This window comes from Rhizobium sp. USDA 3886 (genome assembly GCF_056279785.1).
In genome coordinates this window covers 25,680-51,585 of the sequence record NZ_JBWCDC010000003.1, presented here as the reverse complement: position 1 = coordinate 51,585, position 25,906 = coordinate 25,680, and the positions used below count along the sequence as shown (strand labels likewise).

Sequence of the window (25,906 nt, the reverse complement as noted above, 5' to 3'; positions counted from 1 at the left end):
TGAAGCGAAATCGAGTGGACGGTCATCCGCTGGGGGACGGATGCGGGAAAGGGCAAATCAAAGCAGCGGCTGCTCCTCGGGCGCGATGCGCACTTCGACGCCAGCGGCGGCGAGCGCATCGCCAAGGTCGGCCGGCGGCATGGCATCGGTGATCAGCATGTCGAATTGCTGCAGCGGCGCGATATGCACCAGCGACATGCGCTTGAACTTAGTGGAATCGCAAAGCACCACCTTCTGCGTCGCGCGACGCAGATAGACCCGCTTCATGTCGGTGTCCTCGAAGGAATAGTCATAGATTCCCTGCGCCGTGATCCCGGACACGCCGACGAAGGCGATATCGAACCAGAGCTCCTCGAATTGCGAGACGGCCGATTGGCTGCTGATCGCCATTTCCTCGCCGCGCATGCGTCCGCCGGGCAGATAGACCTCGCCGAAGCCGGTGCCGAGCTGCATGGCGTTGCGCACGCTGTTGGTGAAGATCTTCGTATGCGGCTGGTTGAGCAGCAGGCCGGACAGCAGATAGGTGGTGGTACCAACGTCGAGCGCCAGGGTGCGCGCGCCGGCAGCAACGCCTGCCGCCGCCATCGCGATCGTCCGCTTCGAGGCGGCATTGCGCGTCAGCCGGGATTCGAAGGTCGGTTCCTCGCGATCGACCGTTTCGCTGGCGATCGGCTCGAAGGCCTTGCCGCTGCGCACCGCGCCGCCGTGCGTGCGCACCAGCCTGCCGTCCTTTTCGAGTTCGATCAGGTCGCGGCGGACGGTCATTTCGGAAACGGCAAGCTGGGAGGCGACATCGCTGACGGAGACCGCTCCTTTGCGCGCCAGTGTCTCCAGGATGCGCGCATGCCGCACCTGGGCCAGAACCTTCGGTTTCTCCGCTGCGGCAACCATCTGCTGTTCCGCGTCCATGATACCGTTCTCATCCTCCCGCCGTCGCAACTCGTGGCTACGATTGTCTGATTGTTGCTCCTTATGTATCGAATGACTCGAACAAATTCAAACATAAATTTTTCTTGTTGTGTATGATTTTGTTGTTATATGATCGGTGATGTTTCCAGTCGATGAGGGCGAACATGCAGTCTCCGAGCTTTCCAGAACTATCCGGCATGCGTGCGATCGTAACCGGCGGGGCGACTGGGATAGGGCGCGCGATCGCGACCGCGCTCTCCCGCCAGTCGATCCAGGTGGCGATCTGCGACATCAACCTGGCGGCCGCCGAACAGACGGCGGCCGAGATCGGCAACGGCGCCACTGCCTATGCGATCGACGTTCGCAAGCGCGCCTCCGTCGAGGCGACCTTTTCCGAGGTGGTCGAGAGGACGGGCGGTTACGAGATCCTCTGCGCCAATGCTGGTGTCTCCACGATGCAGCATGCGCTGGAACTGACCGACGAGGAGTGGGACTATAATTTCGACGTCAACATTCGCGGCATCTTCCTGACCAACCAGATTGCTGCTCGCCGTTTCACGAGCACCGGAACCGGCGTCATTGTCAACACCGCCTCGCTCGCCGCAAAGATCGGCGCACCGCTGCTGGCCCATTATTCCGCCAGCAAGTTTGCCGTGCTCGGCTGGACGCAGGCGCTCGGCCGCGAGCTCGCGGCTTCGGGCATCCGTGTCAATGCAGTCTGCCCCGGTTTCGTCAAGACCGGCATGCAGGAGCGCGAGATCGCCTGGGAGGCGAGCCTTCGTGGCGTCACGCCGGAACGCGTCGTTGCGGATTATATCGCCCAGACGCCGCTCGGCCGGCTGGAAACACCTGAAGACGTGGCCGATGTCGTCGTTTTCCTCTGCTCGAATTCGGCCCGCTTCATGACCGGACAGGGCGTCAATATCACCGGCGGCGTCTACACGACCTGACCCATCCAGCTTCCACGGCAGGTCTCCCCTTCGGCAAGGAAAGAGCATGGCTGAAATCGTCTTCGACCAGATCAGCAAGAGCTACGGCGATGGCTATGCGGCGATCCGCAACCTGAACATGACCATCCGCGACGGCGAATTCTTGGTGCTGGTCGGCCCTTCCGGCTGCGGCAAGTCGACGGCACTGCGGATGATCGCCGGCCTCGAGGAGGTCACCGACGGCCGCCTGACGATCAACGGCGCCGTCGTCAACGACCTCGCCCCGCGCGACCGCGATATCGCCATGGTCTTCCAGTCCTACGCGCTCTACCCGCATCTGACCGTCGCCGAGAATATTGGCTTCGGCCTTCGTGTCCGTGGCCTCGACAAGGCCGACATCGCCCGCAAGGTGCAGGAGACGGCAAAGCTTCTGGAACTCGAGGACTATCTCGCCCGCAAGCCCGCCCAGCTCTCCGGCGGCCAGCGCCAGCGCGTCGCCATGGGCCGGGCGCTCGCCCGCAGCCCTCAGGCTTTCCTGATGGACGAACCGCTTTCCAACCTCGATGCTCGCCTGCGCGGCCAGATGCGCGCCGAAATCGCCCGCATGCAGAAGATGTCGGGCATTACCACGGTCTATGTCACTCACGATCAGGTCGAAGCCATGACCATGGGCGATCGCGTCGCCGTCATGAAGAGCGGCGTCCTGCAGCAGCTCGGCACGCCGCGCAGCCTCTATGATCAGCCGGCCAATCTGTTCGTCGCAAGCTTCATGGGCTCGCCGGCGATGAACCTGCTGGCGGCCGATCTCTTCGCGACGGAGAACGGCCCCGAGGCCCGCTTCGGCCAGGCCTCCATCCTTTTCTCGGGCGAGGTGCTCGCCGAACGGCCACGCATCGCCTCCGCCGTCGGTCGCGCCGTCGTGCTCGGCATCCGACCGGAAGCGTTCCAGCCGGTCGATGCAGGCGGCCTCACTGGAACCGTTGCCTTCGTCGAGGATCTCGGCGCCAACCTGCTCGTTCATGTCGATGTCGAGGCCGCCGACCGGCTGAAGTCGCTTTCGGCCGAAGAGGACGACGTGGCGCTGTCCGCCCCGCGCCTGCGCGTCATCATTGACGGCACCAGCCGCGTCAAGATCGGCGAGCGCCTGTCGCTTGCCGCCGACCCCGCCCGCGTCCACGTCTTCGATGCCGCGACCGAAGCGGCCATTCGCGGCTGAGCGCATCGCTTTTTTAGTGAATGCCTTTCGTCAGGCCCTGCACGAAATAGCGGTTGAGGAAGAGCACGATCAGCACGATCGGGATCGTTGAAAAATGCGCCAGTGCGCCGAGTGTGCCCCAGGTGATATCCTTCGTTCCGTAGGCTGAAAGCAGCGCCACCGAGATCGGCTTGGAATCGAGCCGGGTGAGAAACATCGGATAGAGGAAGTCGTTCCAGGAAAACATCAGGCAGAACAGTGTGGAGGCGACGACGCCCGAGCGCACCGCCGGCAGCGCCACGCGCCAGAAGGAGCCAAACAGCGTGCAGCCATCCGTCAACGCCGCCTCTTCCAGCTCCTTCGGCAGACTGCGGAAATAGGAAAACATCATCCAGGTGACGAAGGCCGAATTCAGCATCGCGTTAATGAGGACGACGGCAACCCAGCTGCCGAGCAGCCCGATATCGCGCATCATCAGATAGAAGGGGATCAGCGCCGCCACCGCCGGCACCATGCGGATCGCCATGAAGAAATAGGCAACGGCAATGGCATAGCGGCTGGTCGAGCGCGCCAGCGCATAGCCTGCCGGCACGCCGAGAAGCAGCGACAGGATGACGGAACCGCCGGCGATCAGCAGGCTCGACGACACGAGGCTCCAAACGTCGAACAGGCGGAAGACCGTAGCGAACTGCTCGAAGGTCGGTGGGAAGGTCAGTTTCGGCGGGATCGAGAAGATGTCGCGCGACGGCTTGTAAGCGGTTGATGCCAGCCACAGGAAGGGCAGCAGGAAAAAGGCGAGCATGACAAGGATGAAGCTGCGCTCGCCGATACGGCTGAGGGTGCGTGTGCTCATCGCCCGTTCGCCTTTCTGTCCGCCTTGCGGATCAACAGGATGAAGCCTGCCGCAATCACGGCGATGCAGATCAGTGTCAGGTTGGAGATTGCCGAGGCGCGGCCGATATTGAAGAATTCCAGCCCCTGCTTCACCGCATGCAGCATCAGCGTGTTGGTCGCGTTGCCCGGCCCGCCGCCCGTCGTCACGTAGACGCTGTCGAAGATGCGGAAGGCATCGATGGTGCGCAGCGTCAGCGCCAGCAGGATCGAAGGCAGCATCAGTGGAATGATGATGATCCTCAGCCGCTGCAGCGCCGTTGCCCCATCCACTTCGGATGCCTCGAGAATGTCGCCCGGCAGCGCTTTCAGGCCCGCAAGCAGGATCAGTGCCACCAGCGGCGTCCATTCCCAGATGTCGACGAAGATAAGGGTCGCCAGCGCCGAACTCGGATTGGCAAAAAGCCCACGCGGATCGGAAAGCCCGAACTCGGCGAGATAATAGCCGACGAGTCCGTAATCGGCGAGCAGCAGCGCTCGGAAGATCAGTCCGACCACCAGCGGCGTGATCGTCACCGGGATCAGGATCAGCGCCAGGCAGATCCGGTTGAAGCGGTCGTCGCGCCAGAGCGCCAGCGCAATGGCAAAGCCGAGCAGCAGTTCGACAGTCACAGCGCCGACCGTGAAGATGACGGTGTTGACGAAGGCCCCGCGTGTCACCGTGTCGGAAAGAAGGTCGATATAGTTGCCGAGGCCGACGAAATGCGTCCGCGCCGGCTTCAGCAAATTATATTCGTAGAGGCTGAACCAGATGCCCTGCGCCAGCGGCCAGACGCCAATGACGAGCACATAGATGACGGCCGGCAGTGTCATCAGGATGAAGAACAGCCGCCTGCGCTCCACATAGGAAACGCTCAAGGCCGGGGAGGGCTTCAGCGCGGAAGTGAGGGATAGGGTCACGTCGTGTCCATCAGGTTCCTGGTTCGATGCGCGCTACCGGGATCGAGCCCGGGGCTCACCCGATCATGAAGCCTGAGGCGCATCGGATCAATGGTCTGGAAACGGCGGGGCCGCGACATAGGCCGCGGCCCCGGGGAGGAACCGTTTTGTTCTCAGAAGAGCTTTGCCGCGGCTTCCTGAGCGGCGTCGAGCGCCTTCTTAGGATCGGCATTGCCGACGAGCACGTCGTTGACGGCGGTGCCGAGCAGCTCCTGAATCTCCGGATATTGCGGGATGCGCGGACGATATTCGCCGTCACCATGCTCAAAGGTTTCGGCGATGACAGGCAGGAAGGGGAACTTCTTCAGCAGATCGGGATCGGTCATCTCGCTCTTGCGCAGGAAGCTACCGGCGCCCATCATGTTGAATTCCTTGTGCACCGGCGGGCTGACCAGCCACTTGATGAAGGCCCAGGCGGCTTCCTTCTGCGTGTCCTTGATGCCGGCGTTGATCGCCATGCCCCAGCCGCCGATCCCATAGACCTTCGGCAGACCGGCGCCGCGTGGTGCCGTCGTGATCGCCACCTTGTCGACGATCTTGGAAATCGACGGATCATAGTAGCCGGGCGCACCGACCGACCATGTCTGCATGGTCGCGGCAATGCCCTGGCGGAAGCTTTCCTCGCGTCCGCCCCAGTCATAATTAACGGCGCCGGGAGGTGCTGCCTTCATGAACAGGTCCTTGTAGACGGTCAGGCTCTTGATATTGGCTTCGGAATTCAGTGCCGGCTTGCCGTCGGAACCGAGGATCGAACCGCCCATCTCGGTATTGTACTGCATCCAATCCTGGGCGACCGCCGGGCCTTTCTGGCCGTTGGCGACGAAGCCGTAGATATTCTTGCTGGGGTCGGTCAGCTTGTAGGCGGCCTCGACCATTTCCTCCATCGTCGTCGGCGCCTTCAGGCCGGCGGCGTCGAAGAGATCCTTGCGATAGGCGAGCACGTTGGCATAACCGGCAAAGGGAAAGGCGACCTGCTTGTCGCCCCAGTGGCCAAGCGCGTTGAGAAGCGTCGGATAGATGTCGTCGAGCTTCAGTTCGGCGGCGTCGCGTTTCATCCACTCGGTGAGGTCGACGGTGTATTTGTTTTCGGCATATTGGCCCGCCCAGACGATATCCATCGTCACCAAGTCGTAGCCACCGGTGCCGCCGACGAAATCGGTCGTCGTCTTGGTCAGCAGCGAGCCGTAGTCGAGAATATCGACCTTGACGGTGGCGCCCGTCTCCTCGGTGAATTTGGGGGCGATGGCAGCCAGAACGGCGGCGAACTGGTCGTTCTGCGAGGCAAGCGTGAGCGTGATGCCCTCATATTTCTTGTCGGCGCCGACGGCGGAGCCCGCAAATGCGACCGAGACGAGGCCCGCGATCGCCAATTTTCGTGTGAAACTGCTGAGCGATTTCATGTTTGCTCCCCTTTTTTGATTGGCTTGGGGCACTATACATCAAACAAAATCGCACTCAAGCGCACTTGACAAAAAATCGTAAACACTAAAAATCACAAATTAGAACATATTCGCGCATAAATGTCCATATTTTGTGCGCGTTGCATAAAAAATAGCGGGGAGTTGATCATTCCCTGCGCGCCTATACTGTCCTGTCCAACGCGCACGAGCTGCACATTCATGAAGACCACGCCGGACGAGCGTTTGAGAGAGTTGGAACGTCGCGCCCGTGATGAGATGGCGCGCATAGAAGCGCTCTGCGCCGACTGGCCGGAGCTCAACGATGAAGACCGCGACGACCTGCATTCCGTCGTGATTTGTGGCGCCGGCCTCTCCGGCCTGTCGATCGCCTTCGCCCTGAAGCGGCGCGGCATCAGATCCGTCCATGTGATCGATCAGAGCGAGGAAGGCCGCGAAGGCCCCTGGATCACCTGCGCTCGCATGCAGACATTGCGTTCGCCGAAATATCTGTCAGGCCCGGACCTCGGCATCCCGAGCCTGACGCTGCGCTCCTGGTATGAGGCGCTGAATGGCGCCGACGCCTGGGAAGCGCTCGACAAGATCGGCCGCCACGATTGGATGGCGTATCTCATCTGGTTTCGAAAGACGGTCGGCATCGACGTCGAAAACGGCACGACACTTTCCTCGATCGATCAGGGGGAGGGCGGACTTGCTCTAACGCTGATGAAGGGTGACGGTACCAATCGCACGATCGCCTGCCGCCGCCTGGTGATGGCGACCGGCATCGACGGTTGCGGCGGCCCGCGCATACCTGCGATGGTCAAGACGCTGCCGAAATCCGCCTGGACGCATAGCAACGAGCCGATACCGATCGATTTCCTCAAGGGCAGGGATGTCGCGATCCTTGGCGGCGGCACGTCGAGCTTCGACTGGGCGGTGGCGGCGCTCGAAACCGGAGCTCGGGAAGTGACGATGTTTGCGCGAAGCGCCGATCTGCCGCGCACAGAGGTTCTCGCCTGGACAAACTTTCCCGGCTTCCTCGGCCATTTCGCCGACTTGCCGGATCTGGAGCGCTGGCGGTTCGCCCACCTCTACTTCAATTTCAAGGTGCCGCCGACGCAGGAGCAATATGACCGGGCCCGCAGCCACCCCGGTTTCACCATGCAGCTCGGCTGTGGCGTCCGCGAGCTCGTAATGGACGGCAGCAGGATCAGGCTTACGACCGCAAACCGTATTCACTATGCCGATCACCTTTTGCTCGGCACCGGTTATGAGATTAATTTCGCACTCAGGCCCGAGCTTGCCGGCCTCGCCGAGACCGCAGCATTTTGGAAGGACCGTTTCGAGCCGCCACAGGGAGAGGAGAACGCCATGCTTGCCGGCTATCCCTATCTCGGCCCCGGTTTCGAACTTGCGCCCAGACATGCCGAAGCGGGCTGGGTCTCGCGCATCCATATGTTCAATGCCGGCGCGCTGGCGAGCCTCGGCCCGATCAGCAACGGCGTCACCGGGCTCAAATACGGCGTGCCGCGCATCGTCGGCGCGCTGGTGAAAGCGCTGTTCATCGAGGATTCCAACCGGTATCTTGCAGCATTGGCCGCCTATGACGAACCGCATTTCGATCCCGGCATAGACGAGGACGTCACGACACCAAGGGAGGTTTTGGCATGAGACAGGCCGCTGCCGTTCAATTTTCGGGATTGGAGACCATCCTTTTGCGGGCCCGCGAGGATAGCGTCGAATTTCCCTATCTGCTGGCCAACCACGTTCCGATGGTGCTGATCGCGCTCGATCGCCTCGGCGCCTCGCCGGAACGGTTGGAACAATGGTACGAGCAGTATCGCGAGAGCCATGCACTCCCGCCCGTGCCGCCACCGGTTGCCCCGATTGTCAGAGCAGCCTGGACCGAGGCGTTCGGCGATCGCACGCGTGAGGCGGATTACCGTGCCTTCTTCATCGCCGAAACCCGCCGGCTCGGCATCGATACCGCTATCCGCACCTATCTTCCCGCCATGGTGAACGGCCTTGCCGGCAGCGCCACGCATCCGCTGATGCGCCTTGCCTATGGTGTGCTCAAGAAGGATGACCAGGAGGTCGGCACCGCGCTCGGTTATTGGGCGGCCTGCTATCTGCCGCTGCCACCCGCGACCAGCGCCGCTCCGGATACGGACGACCCGGGACGGATACTTGCGGATGTCGGCAATATCGAAGGCATTCTCAGCTACGAGCCCGAAACCGATCTGCTCTGGCATAATATCCGCGCCGTCGCCGCACTTCCGGGCTTCCGCCCCATTATCGATCGCCTGGCTTTCAGCCCCGATACGCCGCGCCGTATGGCCGCGACCTCGCTTGCCCTCTTCGCCGGAACCATGGATTTCTCCGCACTCCATTCTGTCACCGGCATGCACTGGCTGCGCCTCGTCTCTCCGCACCTCGAAAACGCCGAGCCTTTCTACCGCGCCTTCTGGCAGGTGATCGCCTCGCTGGTGCCGAAGATCGGTTTTCCGGCACTCCCCACCGCCGAGGCGCTGGAAGAAATGCGCAGTCGACAGGCGCCCGCCTGGGCAGAGATCAAACGCGCCGCTATTGCTTCGGACGACGAACACGATATCAGCCTGGTTTTTTCCGCCTTGCAGGAGGAAGAGGTTTGGAAGGATCCGCTTTATCGCCTCGTCGCGGCGCGCCGGGTCGGGCTGATTGCATAGCGGATGATGGAAGGGTTGATGACGCCGAGCCTCGTAATCGAAAACGCCGGGACCGAAGCCGGCGAGGTCGTCTCGCTCATTCTGGACAATGAAAGGATCGCCGCGATCGGTCCGAATGCGGCGGCCGGCATCGGCCCCGCAGTGCCGCGTTTCGATGCTGCCGGCGGCCTGCTTTGCCTTCCCTTCGTCGACGGTCATATTCATCTCGACAAGACGCTGATCGGCTTGCCTTTCATCCCGCATATTCCGGGCGATACGGTCGCCAAGCGCATCGAGGCAGAGAAAACCCTGCGGCGCACTGTGGCGCTGTCGGTCGAAGCCCGCGGCGGCGCCCTGCTGGAAAGGCTCGCCGCCTATGGCACTCTCTCCGTTCGCAGCCACGTCGACATCGATAGCGAGGTCGGTCTGAGAGGCCTCGAGGCGGTGCTCTCGCTGAAGCAGAGCCATGGTCATCTCGTCGACATCCAGACCGTTGCCTTCCCGCAATCCGGCGTGCTGCGCGATCCCGGCACCGCGGGGCTGCTCGATGCGGCGATCGCCGCCGGCGCCGATCTTGTCGGCGGCCTCGATCCCGCCGGCATCGACAACGATGTGACCGGTCATCTCGATGCGATCTTCGCGGTCGCAGCCAAATACGGCGTCGGGCTCGATATTCATCTGCACGATGGCGGCGCACTTGGCGCCTTCGAACTTCGCCAGATCGCCGATCGCACGGCAGCTCTCGGTCTTGAAGGCAAGGTGGTCGTCAGCCACGCCTTCTGCCTAGGCGAGTTGGAGGATGCCGATTTCGGCCGCACCGCCGCGGCCCTCGCCGGATCGGGCGTGGCGATCATGACCAGCGCGCCGGGAGCCGTGCCCATGCCGCCGGTCAAGCGGCTCGCCGCCGCCGGCGTCCGGCTCTTCTGCGCCAACGACAATATCCGCGACGCCTGGTCGCCGTTCGGCAATGGCGACATGCTGGAGCGCGTCGGCATCCTCTGCGATCGCCAGGATTTCCGTTCGGATGAGGATCTGGCTGCGGCCTTCCGCCTGGCGACGCAGGCGCCGGCCGAAATCCTCGGCCGCCCCGTCGGGCCGCTCCAAGCCGGTTCGCCTGCCGATTTTATCATCCTGCCCGCCGCGTCGCTGGCAGAAGCCGTCGCTGCCCGTCCCCTCGATCGCACCGTCTTCCGCGGCGGCGCCATCATCGCCCGCGGGGGCCGGCTGGTCGTCTGATTTTTCCGTCAATGCATGACGCATGGGAGCACCGTAGATGAAGGGCCGACTTTGGATCCAATCGCCGCTCGCCATCATGGCCGAGGGTGCCAAGGGCGGCATCGTCATCGAGAATGGCCGCATAGTCGAGCTGGTCGCGACTGGACGGCAGCCTCAGAGCCCCGTCGATGCACGCTTCGACGCCGGCCGCCATGTCGTCATCCCCGGTCTCGTCAATACCCATCACCATATGTTCCAGACGCTGACGCGCGCCCATCCGGCTGCGATCAACAAGTCGCTCTGGCCATGGATCCGCGCGCTCTATCCGATCTGGGCAAAGCACATGACGCCCGAAGCCTTCCGTCTTGCCGTCCGTCTCGCGCTGACGGAACTCCTCCTTTCCGGTTGCACCACCACCTCCGACCACCACTATCTCTATGCCGCCGGCCTCGAAGACGCGATGGATGTCGAGGCCGAGGAGGCGGCTCGCCTCGGCATGCGCATCACGCTGACGCGGGGCAGTCTCAACATCAAAAACCAGCAAGGCGTCATTTCGCCCGCCAATGTCGTGCAGGACGACGACGTGATCCTCGCCGACAGCGAGCGTGTGCTCAGGCGTTATCACGACCGCTCCGAAGGGGCGATGACGCAGGTGGCGCTCGCGCCCTGCGCGCCCTTCGACGTCACGCTGGAGCTGATGCGCGAAACGGCGGCGCTGGCGGAACGCTACGATTGCCGGCTTCACACCCATCTGGTCGAGACCAGGGCGGAAGCAGAATTCTGCCGCAGCAAATTTGCCTGCACGCCGGTGGAATATCTCGACCGCTGCAACTGGCTGAACGCCCGCACCTGGCTCGCCCACGGCATTCATTTCGACGATACCGAGATCGCCGCGCTCGGCCGTCACGGCGTCGGCATCTGCCATTGCCCGACCTCGAACATGGTGCTTGCGTCGGGCATGTGCCGCACCTGCGAGCTGGAAGCCGCAGGGGTGCCTATCGGTCTCGGCGTCGACGGCTCGGCTTCCAACGACAATTCCAACCTGATGGAAAGCGTGCGCCATGCCCTGATGCTGAACCGGCTGACCTACGGCGCCGAAGCGGTCACCCATCTCGACGCGCTACGCTGGGGCACCGCGGGTTCATCAAGGCTGCTCGGCCGCGACGACATCGGGATCATCGCGCCCGGTCGCCAGGCGGACCTTTCCTTCTACAAGCTCGACGAATTGCGTTTCGCCGGTGCCGGCGATCCGCTGGCAGCCCTGGTGCTCTGCGGCGCCACCACGGCCGACCGCGTCATGATCGCAGGCGAATGGCGCGTTACCGACCGTATACCCGCGAACGTCGATATCGAGGCGCTGATCGCCGATCACAACCGCGTCGCCCGCAATTTCCTTCTGTCGGTCTGAGGAGGTCCCCCATGGCGATCGATTTCGTCATCCGCAATGTCCAAATCGCCGGCTTGACCGAGCCGACCGATATCGCCTTCGAGGCGGGCCGCATCGCGGCGATCTCGCCTCGTTTCGTCTGCGATGCGCCGGAGCATGATGGCGGGGGAAAATTCGCCTGCGCAGGCCTCATCGAAACCCATATTCACCTCGACAAGGCCGCTATCATCAGCCGCTGCAATCTCTGCACCGGCACGCTCGCGGAGGCCGTCAGCGAAACCTCCCGAGCCAAGGCCGCCTTCACCGAGGAAGATGTCTATGCTCGTGCTGCCGCGGTCGTCGGAAAGGCGATCCTCAACGGCACCACCCGCCTGCGCACCTTCGTCGAGATCGACCCGCGCGCCGGCTTCCGCTCCTTCGAGGCGATCAAGCGTCTGAAGGCCGACTATACCAGCCTCATCGACATCGAAATCTGCGCCTTTGCCCAGGAGGGCCTGACGAACGACCTCGGCACCGAGGAGATGCTGGAACAGGCGCTGAAGGCGGGTGCCGATATGGTGGGGGGCTGCCCCTACACCGATCCGGAGCCCGTCGAACACATCCGCCGCATCTTCGACCTCGCCATGCGCCACGACGTCGCCGTCGATTTCCACCTCGATTTCGATCTCGACCCCGCGTGCTCCAATCTCCCTGTTGTCATCGCCGAAACGGTCGCGCGCCGATACCAGGGGCGCGTCTCGGTCGGCCATGTCACCAAGCTCTCGGCTCTGCCGCCGGAGGAGCTGGAGTCGATCGGCCGCCAGCTTGCCGAAGCCGGCATCGCATTGACCGTCCTGCCGGCCACCGATCTCTTCCTGACCGGCCGTAATTCGACCCATCTCGTCCCGCGCGGCGTGACGCCCGCTCACCGCCTGGCAGCGCTCGGCGTCGTGACGACCATCTCCACCAACAATATCCTGAACCCATTCACGCCCTTCGGCGACGTCAACCTGATGCGCATGGCCAATCTCTACGCCAACGTTGCCCAGATCGGCACCGCCGATGGCCTCGACGGTGTCTTCGCCATGATCACGACGCAGGCTGCCACCCTCCTGGGAAGAAAGGGTTACGACCTTGCGATCGGCAGCGCGGCAGATATCGTCCTCTTCGACGCCCCCTCGGCTGCCGATGCCGTCGCGACAATCGCCCCGGCGAGCGCCGGCTGGAAAAATGGTCGTCGGAGCTTCCTTCGCCCGCGGCCGCAGCTTTTCCTGGACCAAGGCTAGGCACCGCACACGCTTCGCGCTGGGTGATCGCGCCCGGCAACGCATCAACGACCGGGATCATCTCGCGCGAAGCTCTGGAGAGCGCTTGGCCCCAAACGCGTGCTCGTCAACATGGCACGTGGCAACATGGTGGATCAGGACGCGGTGGTTGAAATGTTAGTGTCGAAGCAACTCGGCGGCGCAGCGCTCGACGTGCTCGACGTGCTCGACAAGGAGCCGGCTGTGCCCGCCGCGCTTCTCGATCTCGACAATGTCGTGCTTTCGCCGCAACAGGGCAGCCGGACGGAAGAGACCCGCGCCGCGGTCGGGGATCTCGTAGTTGCAAACCTAACCGCCAATTTCCCCGGGAAGCCGCTGATCAGTCCGGTATTCTGAAAATCCAAGTTGGAATGGTTTGCCGGCATTTACTGCCGGTCACGTAGCGGCTTCGGACTTGGCAGATGTTCTGTCGGGAGATTCGGACCGCAATCAAACGCTGTCATGGGGCATCCATCTCGATGAAGTCCGGCGGTCGACGATGCCGCAAACGGTAGTTCAATCTATCGGCCCACGGTTCGAATCCGTTTAACTGGAAGGAAGTATATCACTTCCGTCGTGAGTCAGGTCTTTCGGTTTTTGAGTGCCTAATAATAGAGGGGTCTACGGTTCTAATCCCTCAAGGCGACAATCATGATTTTAGATCTAGACAGAGAGTCTGGGGGTACTGGCCCAATCCATTGTCGTACTAAAACAATGGCCGCTCGGAAACGCCCGCGATTTTAGCACGTTGATTGACATCAGGTGTTGGTTACGCGTTCGAACTCAAATCTGAAAAGAATGGGGGTGCCGACGCCAGTACCCCCATTCCAACTCACATGGAACCTGATCCGGATAGTTACGCCGCTCTTTCTTCTGCGGCGTTCGGCCTCCACTTGATGAGCCGTCCCTCCAGAACATCCAGAACTCGATCGATGATGAGAACGAACATCGCAAGGATGATGATGCCGGCGAACACGCCGACCGCATCGAAGTTGCCCTCCGCTTGGGCGATCAGGTAGCCGAGACCTGCGGAGGAGCCGAGATATTCGCCGATGATGGCGCCGACCACCGCGAAGCCGACAGACGTGCGCAGCGAGGACAGAATCCAGCTTGCCGCTGCCGGGAAGTAGACGTGCCGCAGCAGATCGGACCGCTTGGCCCCGAGGATCCTTGCGTTTGCGAGAACCACCGGGTTGACTTCGCGGACACCCTGCATGGCGTTGAAGAAGGTGATGAAGAACACCAGTGTTACGGCAAGCGCCACCTTCGACCAGAGCCCGAGTCCAAGCCAAAGCACGAAAATTGGTGCAAGCACGACGCGTGGAATAGCGTTCAGGCCCTTGATGAAGGGATCGAGAATCCGCGCCGCACTGCGGCTGAGACCGAGCCAGACACCGGCGGCGACGCCCAGACCTGTGCCGATGATGTAGCCGAGCACCGTTTCCGTCAGGGTTATCGAGACATGCTTGTAAAAGCTCGGATCAACGACCCAGCTGATGATCTGGTTGAAGATATCGAGAGGCGCCGGGAAAAAGAAGACATCGATGATGCCGGCGGTCACGCCGAGCTGCCAGCCGCCGAGGATAAAAACCAGCATACCGAGCTGGATAATGCGTTCAGTCACGACGTTCATAGCTTTTCTCCACTTCGCCGCGCAGGGAAGCCCAGATATTGCGATACAGATCCATAAAGCGTGGATCGAGCTTGATCTCAGCCACATCCCGTGGCCGCTCGAGATCCACCGGGAAACTTTCGATGACCCGCGAACGGGGGCCGGCCGCTAGAATGGCGACGCGGTCTCCAAGCGCGATGGCCTCTTCGAGGTCGTGGGTGATCATTACGACGGCGCGGCGTTCTTCCTGCCAAAGCCGCAGCAGTTCGTTCTGCATGAGATGCCGCGTATGGATGTCGAGGGCCGAGAACGGTTCGTCCATCAGGATGACCTTCGGACCAGCAATGAGGGCTTGCGCCATCTGGACACGTTTGCGCTGGCCGCCGGATAGTTGGTGCGGATAACGGTGTTCGAAGCCTTTGAGACCGACCTTTGCAAGCCAACTCATCGACCGCTCGCAGCGCTCGGCGGCTGCAACGCCCCTGAACATCAGGCCGAGTTCGACATTCTCGATGGATGTCTTCCACGGAAGCAGCGCGTCCTGCTGGAAGAGATAGCCTATGTCGTTCTGGACGCCCTTTACCGGCGCGCCGTCGATCGACACCGTTCCGCTCGCGGGTTTCAGAAGACCTGCGATCGCGTTCAAAATGGTGCTCTTGCCGCAACCGGTCGGGCCGACGATGGCGAGAAACTCACCATCGGCAACCGCCAGGTTGACGTCCTGCACCGCGACATAGGAACCAAACGACATTGTCACGGCGTCGATCGATACCATCGACTTTGCATTTTGCTGTCCCGTCGGGATGGGCATAGGTGTTACGACAGCCAAAGACATGGCCTCCTCCTAGGATCAGTTGGTGGTCTTATCCGTCACCTTGTCCACGAAAGCGTTCGTGTAGGTTTTGGAAAGATCGATTGTTGCGGCAGCAACCTTTTCGTTGAAGCTCTTGAGAACGGCCAACGGCGTCTGCGTGTCGGTCTCGCTGAATTTGCCGTCCACTGAGAAAATCGGTTTGGCATTCTGGACGGCCTTCACATAGGTGTCCCGGTCGCCGGAGATGAATTCTTTCGGCAGTTTTTCGACGATCTCTTTAGCGCTATGTGCGTTCATCCAGGCCAGTGCCTTAACGGTCGCGTTCGTGACCTTCTGGATGGTTTCCGGGTTCTCATCGATATAGGCCTGCGTCGCATAAAGGACGGAGGTCGGGTAGATTCCACCGTAGATTTCCTTGGCACCCTCGTCACTGCGGGCGTCGATCAAAATCTTGCCGACACCCTTGGCTTCGATAAAGGTTGCTGCCGGATCGTAGTTGACCAACAGATCAACTTTCCCTTGCTCGAGCGCCGCGACGGCCGCCGCGCCTGAGCCAACGCCGATCAACGAGATGTCGTCGGCCGAAAGATTGTTGCGCTGCAGATAGTAGCGGACGAAGAAGTCCGAGGATGAACCCGGTGCGGTGATGCCGATTTTCGCGCCCTTGATTGTCTCGGGTTTAGCCGGATCGAAGGTTGTGCCCTTGCCGCCAGCCAGAACCAGGCCCGAATTGCGCGCAAGCTGGACAAAGCCGACGACGGCCTTGTTCTGCGACTGCATCTGGATCGTATGATCGTAGAAGCCGACGGCGATATCCGTCGAGCCGGCGACAAGCGCCTGCAGCGTCTTTGAACCGCCAGATGCGAAGTTTTCGACGGTCACCTCAAGACCTTCCTTCTCGTAGAGACCTAGGCCGGCTGCGACCGGGAAGGGCAGGTTGTTGAGGTTGTAGGACCCGACGCTGATGCGGACTGGTTCCGCAAGTGCCGAACCGGCAAAAGCGACCGTTGCCGCAAGGGCGAGTAAAAGTTTACGCATGTGTATTCCTCCCTGATGCGTGGCGCCCTCCCGGCAACCACTTTCGATTATGCCGCGCAAACCATTTGCGCGATAGGTTTTGCAAAGACCCGGCCCTCGAAGAGGCGCCGGGCCGTCCGTAGGATTCCGGCAACTGTCTTGCCGTCGCGGGTATCCAGTTTCACTTCCAAACGACCGCTTGGATGTTCGAGAACGAGAACGACCGGCGGCTTGCGGTCCCCGATCAGCCGCGAGGCGACGGTTCCGTCGCTGATGCAGGCCGTGGCAATCCCAACCGCACCGGTCGTTGCAAGAGATGGATGGCACTGATGCGGCATGAAATAGCGCACACCGAGATCGCCGCCCTTGTTGGGCCTGGAGATCAGAACCGGCTTTGGCGTGACCTGATTGCTAACGTCACCCATACCCATGCGCCGGCCGGCCTCGAGCCTGAGGGCTTCGAGCCGCTGAAGCAACGCGCTGTTGGCATTGAGCTCGGCGGTGGATTCATTGCCAGTCACGCCGAGAGCGGCGGCTTTGAGCAGCATCATCGGCATCGCGCAATCGATGCAGGTGACGTCGATGCCATCGATCATGTCGCGCGGGTTGCCGGTGGGAAAAAGCTTGCCTGTGCGTGCCCCGGCAGCATCCATGAAAGTCAGTGCGATTGGCGCAGCATTGCCGGGCACGCCGTCGATCGAGGCATCTCCCATGTAGGCAACGCGGCCATCAGGGGTCGGAACCTCGGCTTCAATCAATTTACCGGTATTAACGTTGTGAATGCGCACGCGGGTTACGCCCGTTGCAGCCTTGACCAGACCGGCCTCGATCGCGAACGGCCCAACGGCCGCCAGCATATTTCCGCAGTTGGGCGAGGTATCGACGAATTGCTGATCGATGCGGACCTGAGCGAACAGATAATCCACATCGGCATCGGACACGGTTGCTGGACCAACGATGGCGACCTTGCTTGTGACCGGATTGCCACCGCCGATTCCATCGATCTGCAACGGGTGACCGGATCCCATGACCGAAAGCAGGATCTGATCGCGTTGACGCGAATCCGACGGAAGGTCGGATGCGAGAAAAAACGGTCCCTTGGAGGTGCCGCCTCGCATCAGAACGCAGGGGATGGAAATCAGGTCGTTCATGGTTGTGTCCGCATACTGATGTGATTTAAATATCAATCAGCTTCTTTGTTGCAGTAAGCGGCAAAATGATTGATATGTGAAATGCGAATATCAGAAGGAATGATGCGTTATGAGCATTAATTGCGAGATATTGGATTTGCGCGCGTTTCTATCGGTCGTCGAACTCGAGAATTTCCACCGAGCTGCCGAAGCTCTCAATCTTTCCCAGCCGGCACTCAGCCGACGAATTCAGAAGCTGGAGCTGGCAATCGGGGCGCCGTTGCTCGAGCGCACGACGCGGCATGTCTCGACAACTGCCCTTGGGGCGGAGCTGATCCCCTTGGTGCGGCGCATGCTCGAGGAGTTCGACACGTCGCTGTTTGCGGTGCGCGATGTCGGGTCCCAGCGCAGCGGTCTGGTGACCATCGCTTGCCTGCCGACGGCAGCCTTCTATTTCCTGCCGACGGTCATCAAGCAGTTCAGCGCCGAGTATCCCCATATTCGGTTTCGCATCCTCGACCTGCCTGCCACGGACGGGCTGCAGGCGGTCGCCCGCGGGGAAGTCGAGTTCGGCATCAATATCATGGGCTTCTCAGATCCCGACCTTGTCTTTGACCGGCTCATCGAGGATCCGTTCGTGCTGGCAGCACGCAAGGATCATCCGCTGGCGACGAAGAGTGAACTCGAGTGGGATGATCTGGCGCCCTATCAACTGATCACGGTTCACCGGTCCAGCGGCAATCGCACCCTTCTTGATGCAGCATTGGCGAAATCGAACCTGAAATTGCGCTGGTCCTATGAAGTCACGCATCTGTCGACATCGCTTGGTTTGGTGGAAGCCGGGCTTGGAATTTCGGTTCTGCCGAAGCTCGCCACACCACAGGAAGAGCATCCGTTCCTCGTCACGAGACCTATTCGCAACCCGCAAATCTCGCGAACGATAGGCATCGTGCGCCGCCGTGGTGGTACGCTTTCGCCGGCAGCCGAGCGGTTCATGACAATGTTGATTGGGACGTGGGCCGAAGGAAACTGAGCGGCAAACGCGTTGATGTCGGCGAGAAGGTGACGTTGCTGGAGCCACAGCTCGGCGTACCGGTCGCCGTCGTGGATTGCCGTGGGCGGTAAGCCTTGTCGCAAGGCCAGCGAATGGGCGCACCCTCGAGGCATTCATGTCCGCCCATGACGCCCGCGAACCCGAGTTCGAGGTTGCCGTTCTCCCATCCGCTGGTCATCCGGTTTTCCTCGGGGCGACGGGCGTGCCGAAATGCATCGTCCACTCGGCCGGGGGAACGCTTCTGCAGCATCTGAAGGAACACCGGTTCCATTGGGATCTCGTGAGTGGGGACAAGCTCTTCTACTACACGATGTGCGGCTGGATGATGTAGAACTAGCTGGTTTCCGGGCTTGCGAGCGACGCCACGCTCTGCCTGTGCGATGGCTCTCCCTTTGCGCCTGATGCAAAGGTCGAGTGGGACTACGCCGAAGAGGAGCAGTTTTTCCATTTTCGGCACCTCGGCCAAGTATCTCGATGCCCTCGCCAAGGCAGAGTGAAGCCGCGCGAAAGTCATCGGTTGGACTTTGAAACTGCATGAACCGTTTCCCCTAACCGCCTGATCACACGACGTTGCTTGATGCATCAAAGACGTTCATAACGAGTTATCTGCATCTAACTGTCTTTAACACGAGGTCTGATACGTGTCCGAGTTACCGATTTTGGAACATGAGAATCTGAGCAACACTGTCTATGCAACACTATGCGACGCGTTGATCAAAGGCCGGTTTCAGCCGGGTGACAGGCTGAAAATCCGCGAGATAGCCGAACAGTTGGGCACGAGTGTAACGCCTGTACGTGACGCAATCCTGCGGCTGGCTCACGACGATGCAATCGTTTTTCAATCCCCCCGGGACATACGTATTCCCATACTTAGCAAGCCGCAGTATCTCGAAATACGCGCAATTCGTTTGCGGCTCGAAGCTCTCGCAGCCGAGAGTGCCGCCCGTGTTGCATCGAAGGCAGACATTGAGACCCTGACGGCAATCCTGGCGGAAAACGAAAAGGCGCTTGTTGATGGCGATCGGTTGAAAGGGACAGAACTCAATCAGGCCTTTCATTTCCAACTTTCAAAAATTGCAGACTTACATGTGTTGAACGGAATCCTCCGCCGCCTTTGGCTTCAGATGGGTCCTCTGATCGCTGATGCTTATCTTGAGGGAGGCCGCTCGATGATCGACTTCCACTACCCCATAGTCGAGGCAATCAAGAGAGGCGACCCCGAGGGCGCGGCGCGGGCAATCATGGACGACATTGAGAAGGGTGGACGAGTTATCCTTGCGCGTGTGAGTGTGGCTGCTGCTTAATGATGTCCGCGTGGATGTCGATACGATAATATTTGAGGGCAGCCAAAAATACATCTTGCGCCAAACGTGTTCTCACTTATGATGCATCATACATCTAGATGAATGAGAGTCTTATGGCAACCGGATACATGCTGTTGACAGGCGCAAGCCGCGGGATTGGCCACGCAACCGTAAAGTTATTTCAGGAGAAAGGCTGGCGCATCCTCACAGTGTCGCGGCAGCCATTTTCAGAAGAATGCGCCTGGCCGACAGCAAGGGAGAGTCACATTCAGGCTGATCTTGCAGATCTCGCTCAGATCGGCCCCTTGGTCGCGGCTGTTAGGGAGCGTCTTCCTGATGGGAAGCTTGACGCACTTGTTAACAACGCCGGCATTTCGCCCAAAGGCCCCGGCGGCTCGCGGCTTGGCATCATCGGAACCGACGCGGATACCTGGACGAAAGTGTTGAACGTCAATCTGATTTCCACCGCATTGCTCGCACGGGCGCTCCTGCCGGAGCTTGAGGCGGCCAAGGGCCACATCGTCAATGTGACTTCAATCGCCGGCTCGCGTGTTCATCCGTTTGCCGGCGTCGCCTACGCCGCGTCAAAGGCCGGCCTCGCTTCCTTGACACGCGAACTCGCACATGAGTTCGGCCCACGAGGCGTCCGTGCAAACGCAATTGCTCCGGGTGAAATCGAAACCTCAATCCTGTCGCCGGGCACCGACGCTTTGGTGGAGCAAGAAGTCCCGATGGGTCGGCTCGGAACGCCCCGCGAAGTAGCCGAGACGATACACTTCCTGTGTAGTGACGCCTCCTCATACATCAATGGTGCCGAGATCCACATCAACGGCGGACAGCATGTCTGACCTGTCGAGGAAACGGGCGGCTTTGGTATACGATTTTTGCATTGTCGGCGGTGGGATCGTCGGTCTTGCCACCGCAATGGCGCTTCAGGAACGCACCGCTGGTGCGCGTATTCTCCCTCTCAAAAAGGAGACCGGACTGGCCCGGCATCAGACCGGTCATAACAGTGGCGTGATCCATGCCGGCTCTACTACCAGCCGGGTTCCCTCAAAGCGCGCCTTTGTCGGCAAGGGGCCGAGGCAACCAAGCGCTTCTGCGAAGACCACGGCATCCCGTTTCGAAAACTGCGGCAAGGTGCTGGTTGCCACGAGCGAGATGGAGATCCAGCGCATGATCGGCTTGGAGGAGCCAAAAGGATTGACTCACCATGACGCATGAAATATGATGCATCATACATTAGGTCTTATTCGCGCGAGCGGTTAGGAAGCACATAATGACAGCAGCACCCAATTCGGCAGAAGCTCGCGACATCGCATACCATCTTCATGGCTACACCAACGCCAAGAAACACTCGGAGATCGGGCCCCTCGTCATTGAACGTGGCGAAAACATTTACGTTATAGATTCTGCCGGCAACCGTTACATCGAAGCGATGGCCGGCCTCTGGAGCGCGGCCCTTGGCTTCAGTGAAAAACGGCTGGTCCAGGCGGCGGCGCGGCAAATGGCGAAGCTGCCCTTCTACCACACCTTCACACATAAATCGCACGGGCCTGTCGTCGATCTCGCCGAAAAGCTCGTCAGCATGGCGCCAGTTCCAATGAGCAAGGCGTTCTTCACGAACTCCGGATCGGAAGCGATCGACACGGCCCTGAAGCTCATCTGGTATCGCGCCAACGCACTCGGCGAACCTCAGCGCAAGAAGATCGTCGTACGTAACCGCGCCTATCACGGCGTTACCGTCGCCGGTTCCTGCCTGACGAGCCTACCCGGCAACCATCGCTCCTTTGACCTGATCGTGTCCGGCGTAAGCAGGCTCACCTGTCCGCACTATTGGCGTGAAGCGGAGGCTGGCGAAACCGAGGAAAGTTTTTCCACGCGCCTTGCCGAAGAACTCGAGGAGACAATCCTGAGCGAGGGTCCGGAAACGATCGCCGCCTTTTTCGGAGAACCGGTCATTGGCGCAGGCGGGGTCGTCGTGCCGCCGCGCACCTACTGGGACAAGATTCAGGCCCTTCTGCAAAAATACGATATTCTGTTCGTGGCTGATGAAGTCATCTGCGGCTTCGGGCGCACTGGCAATATGTTCGGCACCCAGACCTATGATCTGAAACCGGATATGATGGTGCTGTCGAAGCAATTGTCTTCGTCCTACCTCCCTGCATCTGCGCTTTTGATCAATGACCGGGTATTCGACCCTATTGCTGACGAAAGCAACAGGATCGGTACGCTCGGTCACGGTTACACCGGGGGAGGGCATCCCGTGGCTGCGGCCGTGGCGCTGGAAACCATTCGTATCATCGAGGAGGAAAACCTCGTGGCACACGCCGCCGCCATGGGCGAACGGTTGCGTACTGGCTTGCACAGGTTGGAGACTCATCCACTCGTAGGCGAAGTCAGGGGCGTCGGCTTGATGGCCGCCGTTGAGCTCGTCACCGACAAATCTCTCAAGACGGGTCTGGAATTGCCCGGTCAACTCGGAGCAATCGCCAACAACAATTTTCAGGAGGCTGGCGTGATCAGCCGCATCATGGGCGATGCCCTGGCTTTCTGCCCGCCTCTCATCATCTCCGAAAACCAAGTCGACGATCTTCTTGGCCGTTTCCGGCAGGCACTCGATGCAACGCTCGCATCCCTTCCCGCCGGCTCCGTAAAGGACTGATTTCCTGCGCCTGCCCCCGTGCAAAGGAGCGGGGTTCCAGCCAACAAAAGAAGGGAATGAAATGAAATTTTCTATCAAGACCGCGCTCGTTTCCAATCTTGTCATGGCCTCTTCCGGATTGGCCGTTCCGGCGGCTTCGGCTCGCGATCTGACCGTGGCGTCCTGGGGTGGAAGCTATCAGGACGCACAACGTGAAATCTACTTTAAGCCGTTTTCCGAAAAAATCGGCAAGCCACTGCTCGAGGAAGCCTGGGATGGGGGCATTGGTGTGCTCCAGGCTAAGGTTAAGGCCGGCGCACCCAATTGGGACGTCGTTCAGGTTGAGGCCGAAGAACTTGCTCTTGGCTGCGCCGACGGACTTTTCGAGAAGATTGACTGGAACAAGCTTGGCGGCAAGGACAAGTTTCTGCCGGATGCCGTCAGCGACTGCGGTGTTGGCGCAATCGTCTGGTCAACGGCGATCGCCTACGACGGTGCAAGGCTAAAGGATGGTCCGAAATCATGGGCCGATTTCTGGGACATGAAGAAATTCCCTGGTAAGCGGTCGCTGCGAAAAGGGGCAAAATATACCCTCGAATTTGCGCTGCTCGCCGACGGCGTGAAGAAGGACGAAGTCTACGACGTTCTTGCCACTCCGGAAGGTGTCGATCGAGCGTTCAAGAAGCTCGACGAATTGCGCCCGAACATCGTCTGGTGGGAATCAGGCGCACAACCCCTGCAATTGCTTGCTTCGGGTGAAGTCGTCATGGCGTCAGCTTATAACGGCCGCATCACCGGTATCAACCGCACGGAGAACAAGAACTTCAAGGTCGTCTGGCCGGGAAGCATCTATGCAATCGACAGCTGGGTCGTCTTGAAAGATGCAGAAAACAAGGTACTCGGCCAAGATTTCATCGCGTTTGCAAGCGAGGCCGCAAATCAGGTCATGTTGCCCCGTTACATCGCCTATGGACTGTCGAACGTCGAAGCCGCCAGCAATGTTTCAGCGGAATATGCCTCGGACGTCCCGACAGATGTCAACAATATGACGGACTCACTGCCGCTGAACACCGATTTCTGGATCGACAATGCCGAAGCTCTGACGCAGCGCTTCAACGCTTGGCTAGCACAGTAAAAAGTTCCTCCCGGGCGGCGCGCAGCAGGACTATCTTGAGTGCGCGTCCGCCGCATTTCTTCGACGTCGGCCGGCCATTCTTTCATCTCGATATGAGCCGGTCAAAACTACACGGAGAGCGCCTGTGAGTGACCTGCGCATACGTTTTGACCAAATCAGCAAATCCTATGGTCCGCTTTGTGTCATCGACAATCTCGATCTCGATATTGCCAAAGGCGAATTCGTCAGCCTTCTCGGCCCTTCCGGCTCGGGCAAGACAACGCTTCTGATGATGCTGGCGGGTTTCGAGACACCGACCCAAGGCACCATCTTGGTTGATGGCGAGCCCGTCAATAGTGTGCCAACCCATCGCCGCGACATGGGTGTAGTATTTCAGAATTATGCGCTCTTTCCCCACATGAGTGTTGCCGAAAACGTTGCCTTTCCCTTGCAGATGCGCTCGGCGGGCAAAGTTGAGATCGCCGAGCGGGTCACGAGAGCGCTAGACATGGTTCAACTCTGCGCCATGCGTGACCGCTGGCCTGCACAACTTTCCGGCGGGCAGCAGCAGCGGGTGGCCCTAGCTCGGGCATTGGTGTTCGAGCCCCGTGTCGTGCTGATGGACGAGCCGCTCGGTGCGCTTGACAAGAATTTACGTGAACAGATGCAACTCGACATCCGCGCCCTGCATAATCGCCTCGAACTGACCATTGTCTTTGTAACGCACGATCAGTCAGAAGCACTGACCATGTCTGATCGGATCGCCGTATTCAACAAGGGCAAGATTGAGCAGATCGGTACGCCCCGCGAGATCTACGACCACCCGAGAACGCGGTTTGTCGCGGAGTTCATTGGCGAAACGAACTTGCTCCAGGGTACCATCGAGAGCGTTGACGGATCGCAAGGGCTAATTCGCCTTCAGAACGGTGGCCAGATGAGCGCAACGCTTGGGGATGTGATGCGCGCGGGTCAACAGGTGCTCGTCTCGATCCGGCCAGAACGGATCGAATTAAAAGAGACAAAGACGGGAATGAACAGCTTTGCGGCTAACGTCACCGATAGCGTCTATCAAGGCGATCATCTGAGGGTGCATTTGGACGGGAATGGCAACAGTGTTGTCGCACGCCTTGGCCGCAAATCCCACGAATGGCCCGTCGGTGCCAGTGTCGTTGCCGAGTTCCAGCCTTCGGATTGCTGGATCATCGCATCATGACCGGCAGGGCAATAAAGAATCTGCGGGCAACGCTTCTCCTTGCTCCGCTCCTCCTGTTCAGCGCGGTGTTTTTCATCTGGCCGCTAATGACGATGATGTCCCAGGCGGTCTCCGACACGGCGGTGTTATGCATTTTGCCAGAGACGGCGAAAGCTGCAAACTCTTGGGACGGACGGTCGGCGCCGACACCCGAATTGAAGGCGGCCTTGGTCAAGGACCTGAAGCAGGCTACCGATACGCAGGCCATAGGCGACATGGTGCGACGGCTAAACAGCGCTCAGTCTGGCTTTCGCACTTTGATGTCCAAAACCCTGTCGGCCATTAACAGCAACGACCCTCTGCCAAGTCTTGAGCAGATCGATCCACGCTGGCAAAATCCAGAGTTCTGGCGGGCGATCACGGGCGCACTATCACCGACGACAGACCGTCATCTCCTGGCAGCGGTCGATCTCACCCGGGACTCGTCGGGGAGCATCGTCGAAATGCCGCCAGATGCTTCCGCCAATCGGACAATCATGTCGCGCACCCTCTGGATCGCAGCCTTAGTAACGCTCGCCTGCATCGTGATCGGCTTTCCATATGCGATGCTGATTGCGGCGTGCGACGGATGGAAGCGCCAGATTCTTCTCGCGGCGGTACTCTTGCCGCTGTGGACGTCTCTTCTGGTGCGGACGGCAGCTTGGTTTATCATCCTCCAAGAAAAAGGCTTGATCAACGAGGTCCTGGAGGCGCTGGGTCTCATCAACGGCCCGCTGCCCCTGATCTTCAACCGCACGGGCGTCATCATCGCAATGACGCATGTTCTACTTCCTTTCATGGTTCTGCCGATTTACAGCGTGCTGATAGCTATCCCGAGAAACCTGATGCCCGCCGCCGCATCACTGGGAGCGCATCCGATCAAGGCATTCCTACGTGTGCTTTTGCCGCTGAGTCTGCGGGGCGTTGCTTCCGGTGCGTTGCTCGTCTTCATGTCGGCCATCGGCTACTATATCACGCCGGCTCTCATCGGGGGGCCAGGCGACCAGATGATCAGTTCCGTGATCGCCTTCTATGCAACCGGTTCGGCCAATTGGAGCATGGCGGGTGCCTTAGGCCTGGTTCTTCTGGTACCCACCATTGCCCTGTACACCCTCTATGCGCGCCTTGCAGCCGAAGATCCAAGGAGAGCTTGA

General features: G+C 60.3%; 23 protein-coding genes and 2 pseudogenes. 17 read left to right on the top strand and 8 right to left on the bottom strand.

Features of this window, described 5'->3' with window-relative positions; all coding sequences use genetic code 11:
• Positions 1 to 57: 57 nt before the first annotated feature.
• Positions 58 to 909, bottom strand: coding sequence for a DeoR/GlpR family DNA-binding transcription regulator (locus ACZ9BX_RS23020; protein ID WP_476220336.1), 852 nt, complete (start codon positions 907 to 909; stop codon positions 58 to 60).
• A gap of 164 nt (positions 910 to 1,073) precedes the next feature.
• Between ACZ9BX_RS23020 and ACZ9BX_RS23015 the strand changes: the two genes are divergently transcribed.
• Positions 1,074 to 1,859, top strand: coding sequence for an SDR family NAD(P)-dependent oxidoreductase (locus tag ACZ9BX_RS23015; RefSeq protein ID WP_476220335.1), 786 nt, complete (start codon positions 1,074 to 1,076; stop codon positions 1,857 to 1,859).
• 46 nt (positions 1,860 to 1,905) lie between these two features.
• Positions 1,906 to 3,054, top strand: coding sequence for an ABC transporter ATP-binding protein (locus tag ACZ9BX_RS23010; protein WP_476220334.1), 1,149 nt, complete (start codon positions 1,906 to 1,908; stop codon positions 3,052 to 3,054).
• A 13-nt stretch (positions 3,055 to 3,067) separates the two neighbouring features.
• Here the strand turns inward: ACZ9BX_RS23010 and ACZ9BX_RS23005 are convergent, their stop codons facing one another.
• The 3 genes from ACZ9BX_RS23005 to ACZ9BX_RS22995 all read right to left on the bottom strand — a co-directional run bounded on the left by ACZ9BX_RS23005 (position 3,068) and on the right by ACZ9BX_RS22995 (position 6,263).
• Positions 3,068 to 3,886 carry a carbohydrate ABC transporter permease gene (locus tag ACZ9BX_RS23005; protein ID WP_027508999.1) on the bottom strand — a complete coding sequence of 273 codons (819 nt, stop codon included), beginning with the start codon at positions 3,884 to 3,886 and terminating at the stop codon, positions 3,068 to 3,070.
• A complete protein-coding gene (locus ACZ9BX_RS23000; RefSeq protein ID WP_476220332.1) occupies positions 3,883 to 4,824 on the bottom strand; it encodes a carbohydrate ABC transporter permease in 942 nt (313 codons plus the stop codon). Before ACZ9BX_RS23000 ends, ACZ9BX_RS23005 begins: the two co-directional genes overlap by 4 nt.
• A gap of 152 nt (positions 4,825 to 4,976) precedes the next feature.
• Entirely contained in the window at positions 4,977 to 6,263 is a 1,287-nt protein-coding gene (locus ACZ9BX_RS22995; protein ID WP_476220331.1) for an ABC transporter substrate-binding protein, read from the bottom strand.
• Positions 6,264 to 6,482: 219 nt separating this feature from the next.
• On the opposite strand from ACZ9BX_RS22995, the gene ACZ9BX_RS22990 reads away from it, so the two are divergent.
• From ACZ9BX_RS22990 to ACZ9BX_RS22965, 6 genes and pseudogenes are all read left to right on the top strand, one after another.
• Positions 6,483 to 7,934, top strand: coding sequence for an FAD-dependent oxidoreductase (locus tag ACZ9BX_RS22990; protein WP_476220329.1), 1,452 nt, complete (start codon positions 6,483 to 6,485; stop codon positions 7,932 to 7,934).
• On the top strand, positions 7,931 to 8,968 hold the full coding sequence (locus ACZ9BX_RS22985) for a questin oxidase family protein (RefSeq protein ID WP_476220328.1): 1,038 nt from the start codon (positions 7,931 to 7,933) through the stop codon (positions 8,966 to 8,968). The genes ACZ9BX_RS22990 and ACZ9BX_RS22985 overlap by 4 nt, the downstream gene beginning before the upstream one ends.
• Before the next feature lie 18 nt (positions 8,969 to 8,986).
• The gene (locus tag ACZ9BX_RS22980; protein WP_476220326.1) at positions 8,987 to 10,183 is read left to right on the top strand and encodes an amidohydrolase; all 1,197 of its coding nucleotides are present in this window, start codon (positions 8,987 to 8,989) and stop codon (positions 10,181 to 10,183) included.
• Positions 10,184 to 10,220: 37 nt separating this feature from the next.
• Positions 10,221 to 11,570, top strand: a complete 1,350-nt coding sequence (locus tag ACZ9BX_RS22975) for an 8-oxoguanine deaminase (RefSeq protein ID WP_476220324.1) — start codon at positions 10,221 to 10,223, stop codon at positions 11,568 to 11,570.
• A gap of 11 nt (positions 11,571 to 11,581) precedes the next feature.
• Positions 11,582 to 12,814, top strand: coding sequence for an amidohydrolase family protein (locus tag ACZ9BX_RS22970; protein ID WP_476220323.1), 1,233 nt, complete (start codon positions 11,582 to 11,584; stop codon positions 12,812 to 12,814).
• 93 nt (positions 12,815 to 12,907) lie between these two features.
• Positions 12,908 to 13,189, top strand: a pseudogene (locus ACZ9BX_RS22965) (NAD(P)-dependent oxidoreductase); the annotation flags it as partial.
• A gap of 499 nt (positions 13,190 to 13,688) precedes the next feature.
• Here the strand turns inward: ACZ9BX_RS22965 and ACZ9BX_RS22960 are convergent.
• The 4 genes from ACZ9BX_RS22960 to ACZ9BX_RS22945 are packed head-to-tail and all read right to left on the bottom strand — an operon-like array spanning position 13,689 to position 17,426.
• Positions 13,689 to 14,465 (bottom strand): ABC transporter permease, encoded by a 777-nt coding sequence (locus ACZ9BX_RS22960; RefSeq protein WP_476220321.1) that lies wholly within the window; start codon positions 14,463 to 14,465, stop codon positions 13,689 to 13,691.
• On the bottom strand, positions 14,449 to 15,279 hold the full coding sequence (locus ACZ9BX_RS22955) for an ABC transporter ATP-binding protein (RefSeq protein WP_476220319.1): 831 nt from the start codon (positions 15,277 to 15,279) through the stop codon (positions 14,449 to 14,451). Before ACZ9BX_RS22955 ends, ACZ9BX_RS22960 begins: the two co-directional genes overlap by 17 nt.
• A 15-nt stretch (positions 15,280 to 15,294) precedes the next feature.
• Complete coding sequence (locus ACZ9BX_RS22950; protein ID WP_476220317.1) at positions 15,295 to 16,296, bottom strand: ABC transporter substrate-binding protein; 1,002 nt, start codon at positions 16,294 to 16,296, stop codon at positions 15,295 to 15,297.
• Positions 16,297 to 16,343: 47 nt separating this feature from the next.
• A complete protein-coding gene (locus ACZ9BX_RS22945; protein WP_476220316.1) occupies positions 16,344 to 17,426 on the bottom strand; it encodes a 4-oxalomesaconate tautomerase in 1,083 nt (360 codons plus the stop codon).
• Positions 17,427 to 17,535: 109 nt separating this feature from the next.
• Here ACZ9BX_RS22945 and ACZ9BX_RS22940 point away from each other — a divergent pair, with 109 nt between their 5' ends.
• The 9 genes and pseudogenes from ACZ9BX_RS22940 to ACZ9BX_RS22900 all read left to right on the top strand — a co-directional run bounded on the left by ACZ9BX_RS22940 (position 17,536) and on the right by ACZ9BX_RS22900 (position 25,906).
• Positions 17,536 to 18,438 carry a LysR family transcriptional regulator gene (locus ACZ9BX_RS22940; RefSeq protein ID WP_132566884.1) on the top strand — a complete coding sequence of 301 codons (903 nt, stop codon included), beginning with the start codon at positions 17,536 to 17,538 and terminating at the stop codon, positions 18,436 to 18,438.
• Positions 18,438 to 18,979: pseudogene (locus ACZ9BX_RS22935) on the top strand (AMP-binding protein); the annotation flags it as partial. The gene ACZ9BX_RS22940 and the pseudogene ACZ9BX_RS22935, both read left to right, overlap by 1 nt.
• 121 nt (positions 18,980 to 19,100) lie before the next feature.
• Positions 19,101 to 19,763: a GntR family transcriptional regulator gene (locus ACZ9BX_RS22930; RefSeq protein ID WP_476220315.1), complete on the top strand. Its 663-nt coding sequence runs from the start codon at positions 19,101 to 19,103 to the stop codon at positions 19,761 to 19,763.
• A gap of 113 nt (positions 19,764 to 19,876) precedes the next feature.
• Complete coding sequence (locus ACZ9BX_RS22925; RefSeq protein ID WP_086995809.1) at positions 19,877 to 20,611, top strand: SDR family NAD(P)-dependent oxidoreductase; 735 nt, start codon at positions 19,877 to 19,879, stop codon at positions 20,609 to 20,611.
• Positions 20,604 to 20,987 (top strand): FAD-dependent oxidoreductase, encoded by a 384-nt coding sequence (locus tag ACZ9BX_RS22920; RefSeq protein WP_476220312.1) that lies wholly within the window; start codon positions 20,604 to 20,606, stop codon positions 20,985 to 20,987. The genes ACZ9BX_RS22925 and ACZ9BX_RS22920 overlap by 8 nt, the downstream gene beginning before the upstream one ends.
• A gap of 55 nt (positions 20,988 to 21,042) precedes the next feature.
• A complete protein-coding gene (locus ACZ9BX_RS22915) occupies positions 21,043 to 22,428 on the top strand; it encodes an aspartate aminotransferase family protein (RefSeq protein WP_476220311.1) in 1,386 nt (461 codons plus the stop codon).
• 61 nt (positions 22,429 to 22,489) lie between these two features.
• Positions 22,490 to 23,542: an ABC transporter substrate-binding protein gene (locus tag ACZ9BX_RS22910; RefSeq protein ID WP_476220310.1), complete on the top strand. Its 1,053-nt coding sequence runs from the start codon at positions 22,490 to 22,492 to the stop codon at positions 23,540 to 23,542.
• A 124-nt stretch (positions 23,543 to 23,666) separates the two neighbouring features.
• Entirely contained in the window at positions 23,667 to 24,734 is a 1,068-nt protein-coding gene (locus ACZ9BX_RS22905; protein WP_476220309.1) for an ABC transporter ATP-binding protein, read from the top strand.
• A complete protein-coding gene (locus ACZ9BX_RS22900) occupies positions 24,731 to 25,906 on the top strand; it encodes an ABC transporter permease (protein ID WP_476220308.1) in 1,176 nt (391 codons plus the stop codon). The genes ACZ9BX_RS22905 and ACZ9BX_RS22900 overlap by 4 nt, the downstream gene beginning before the upstream one ends.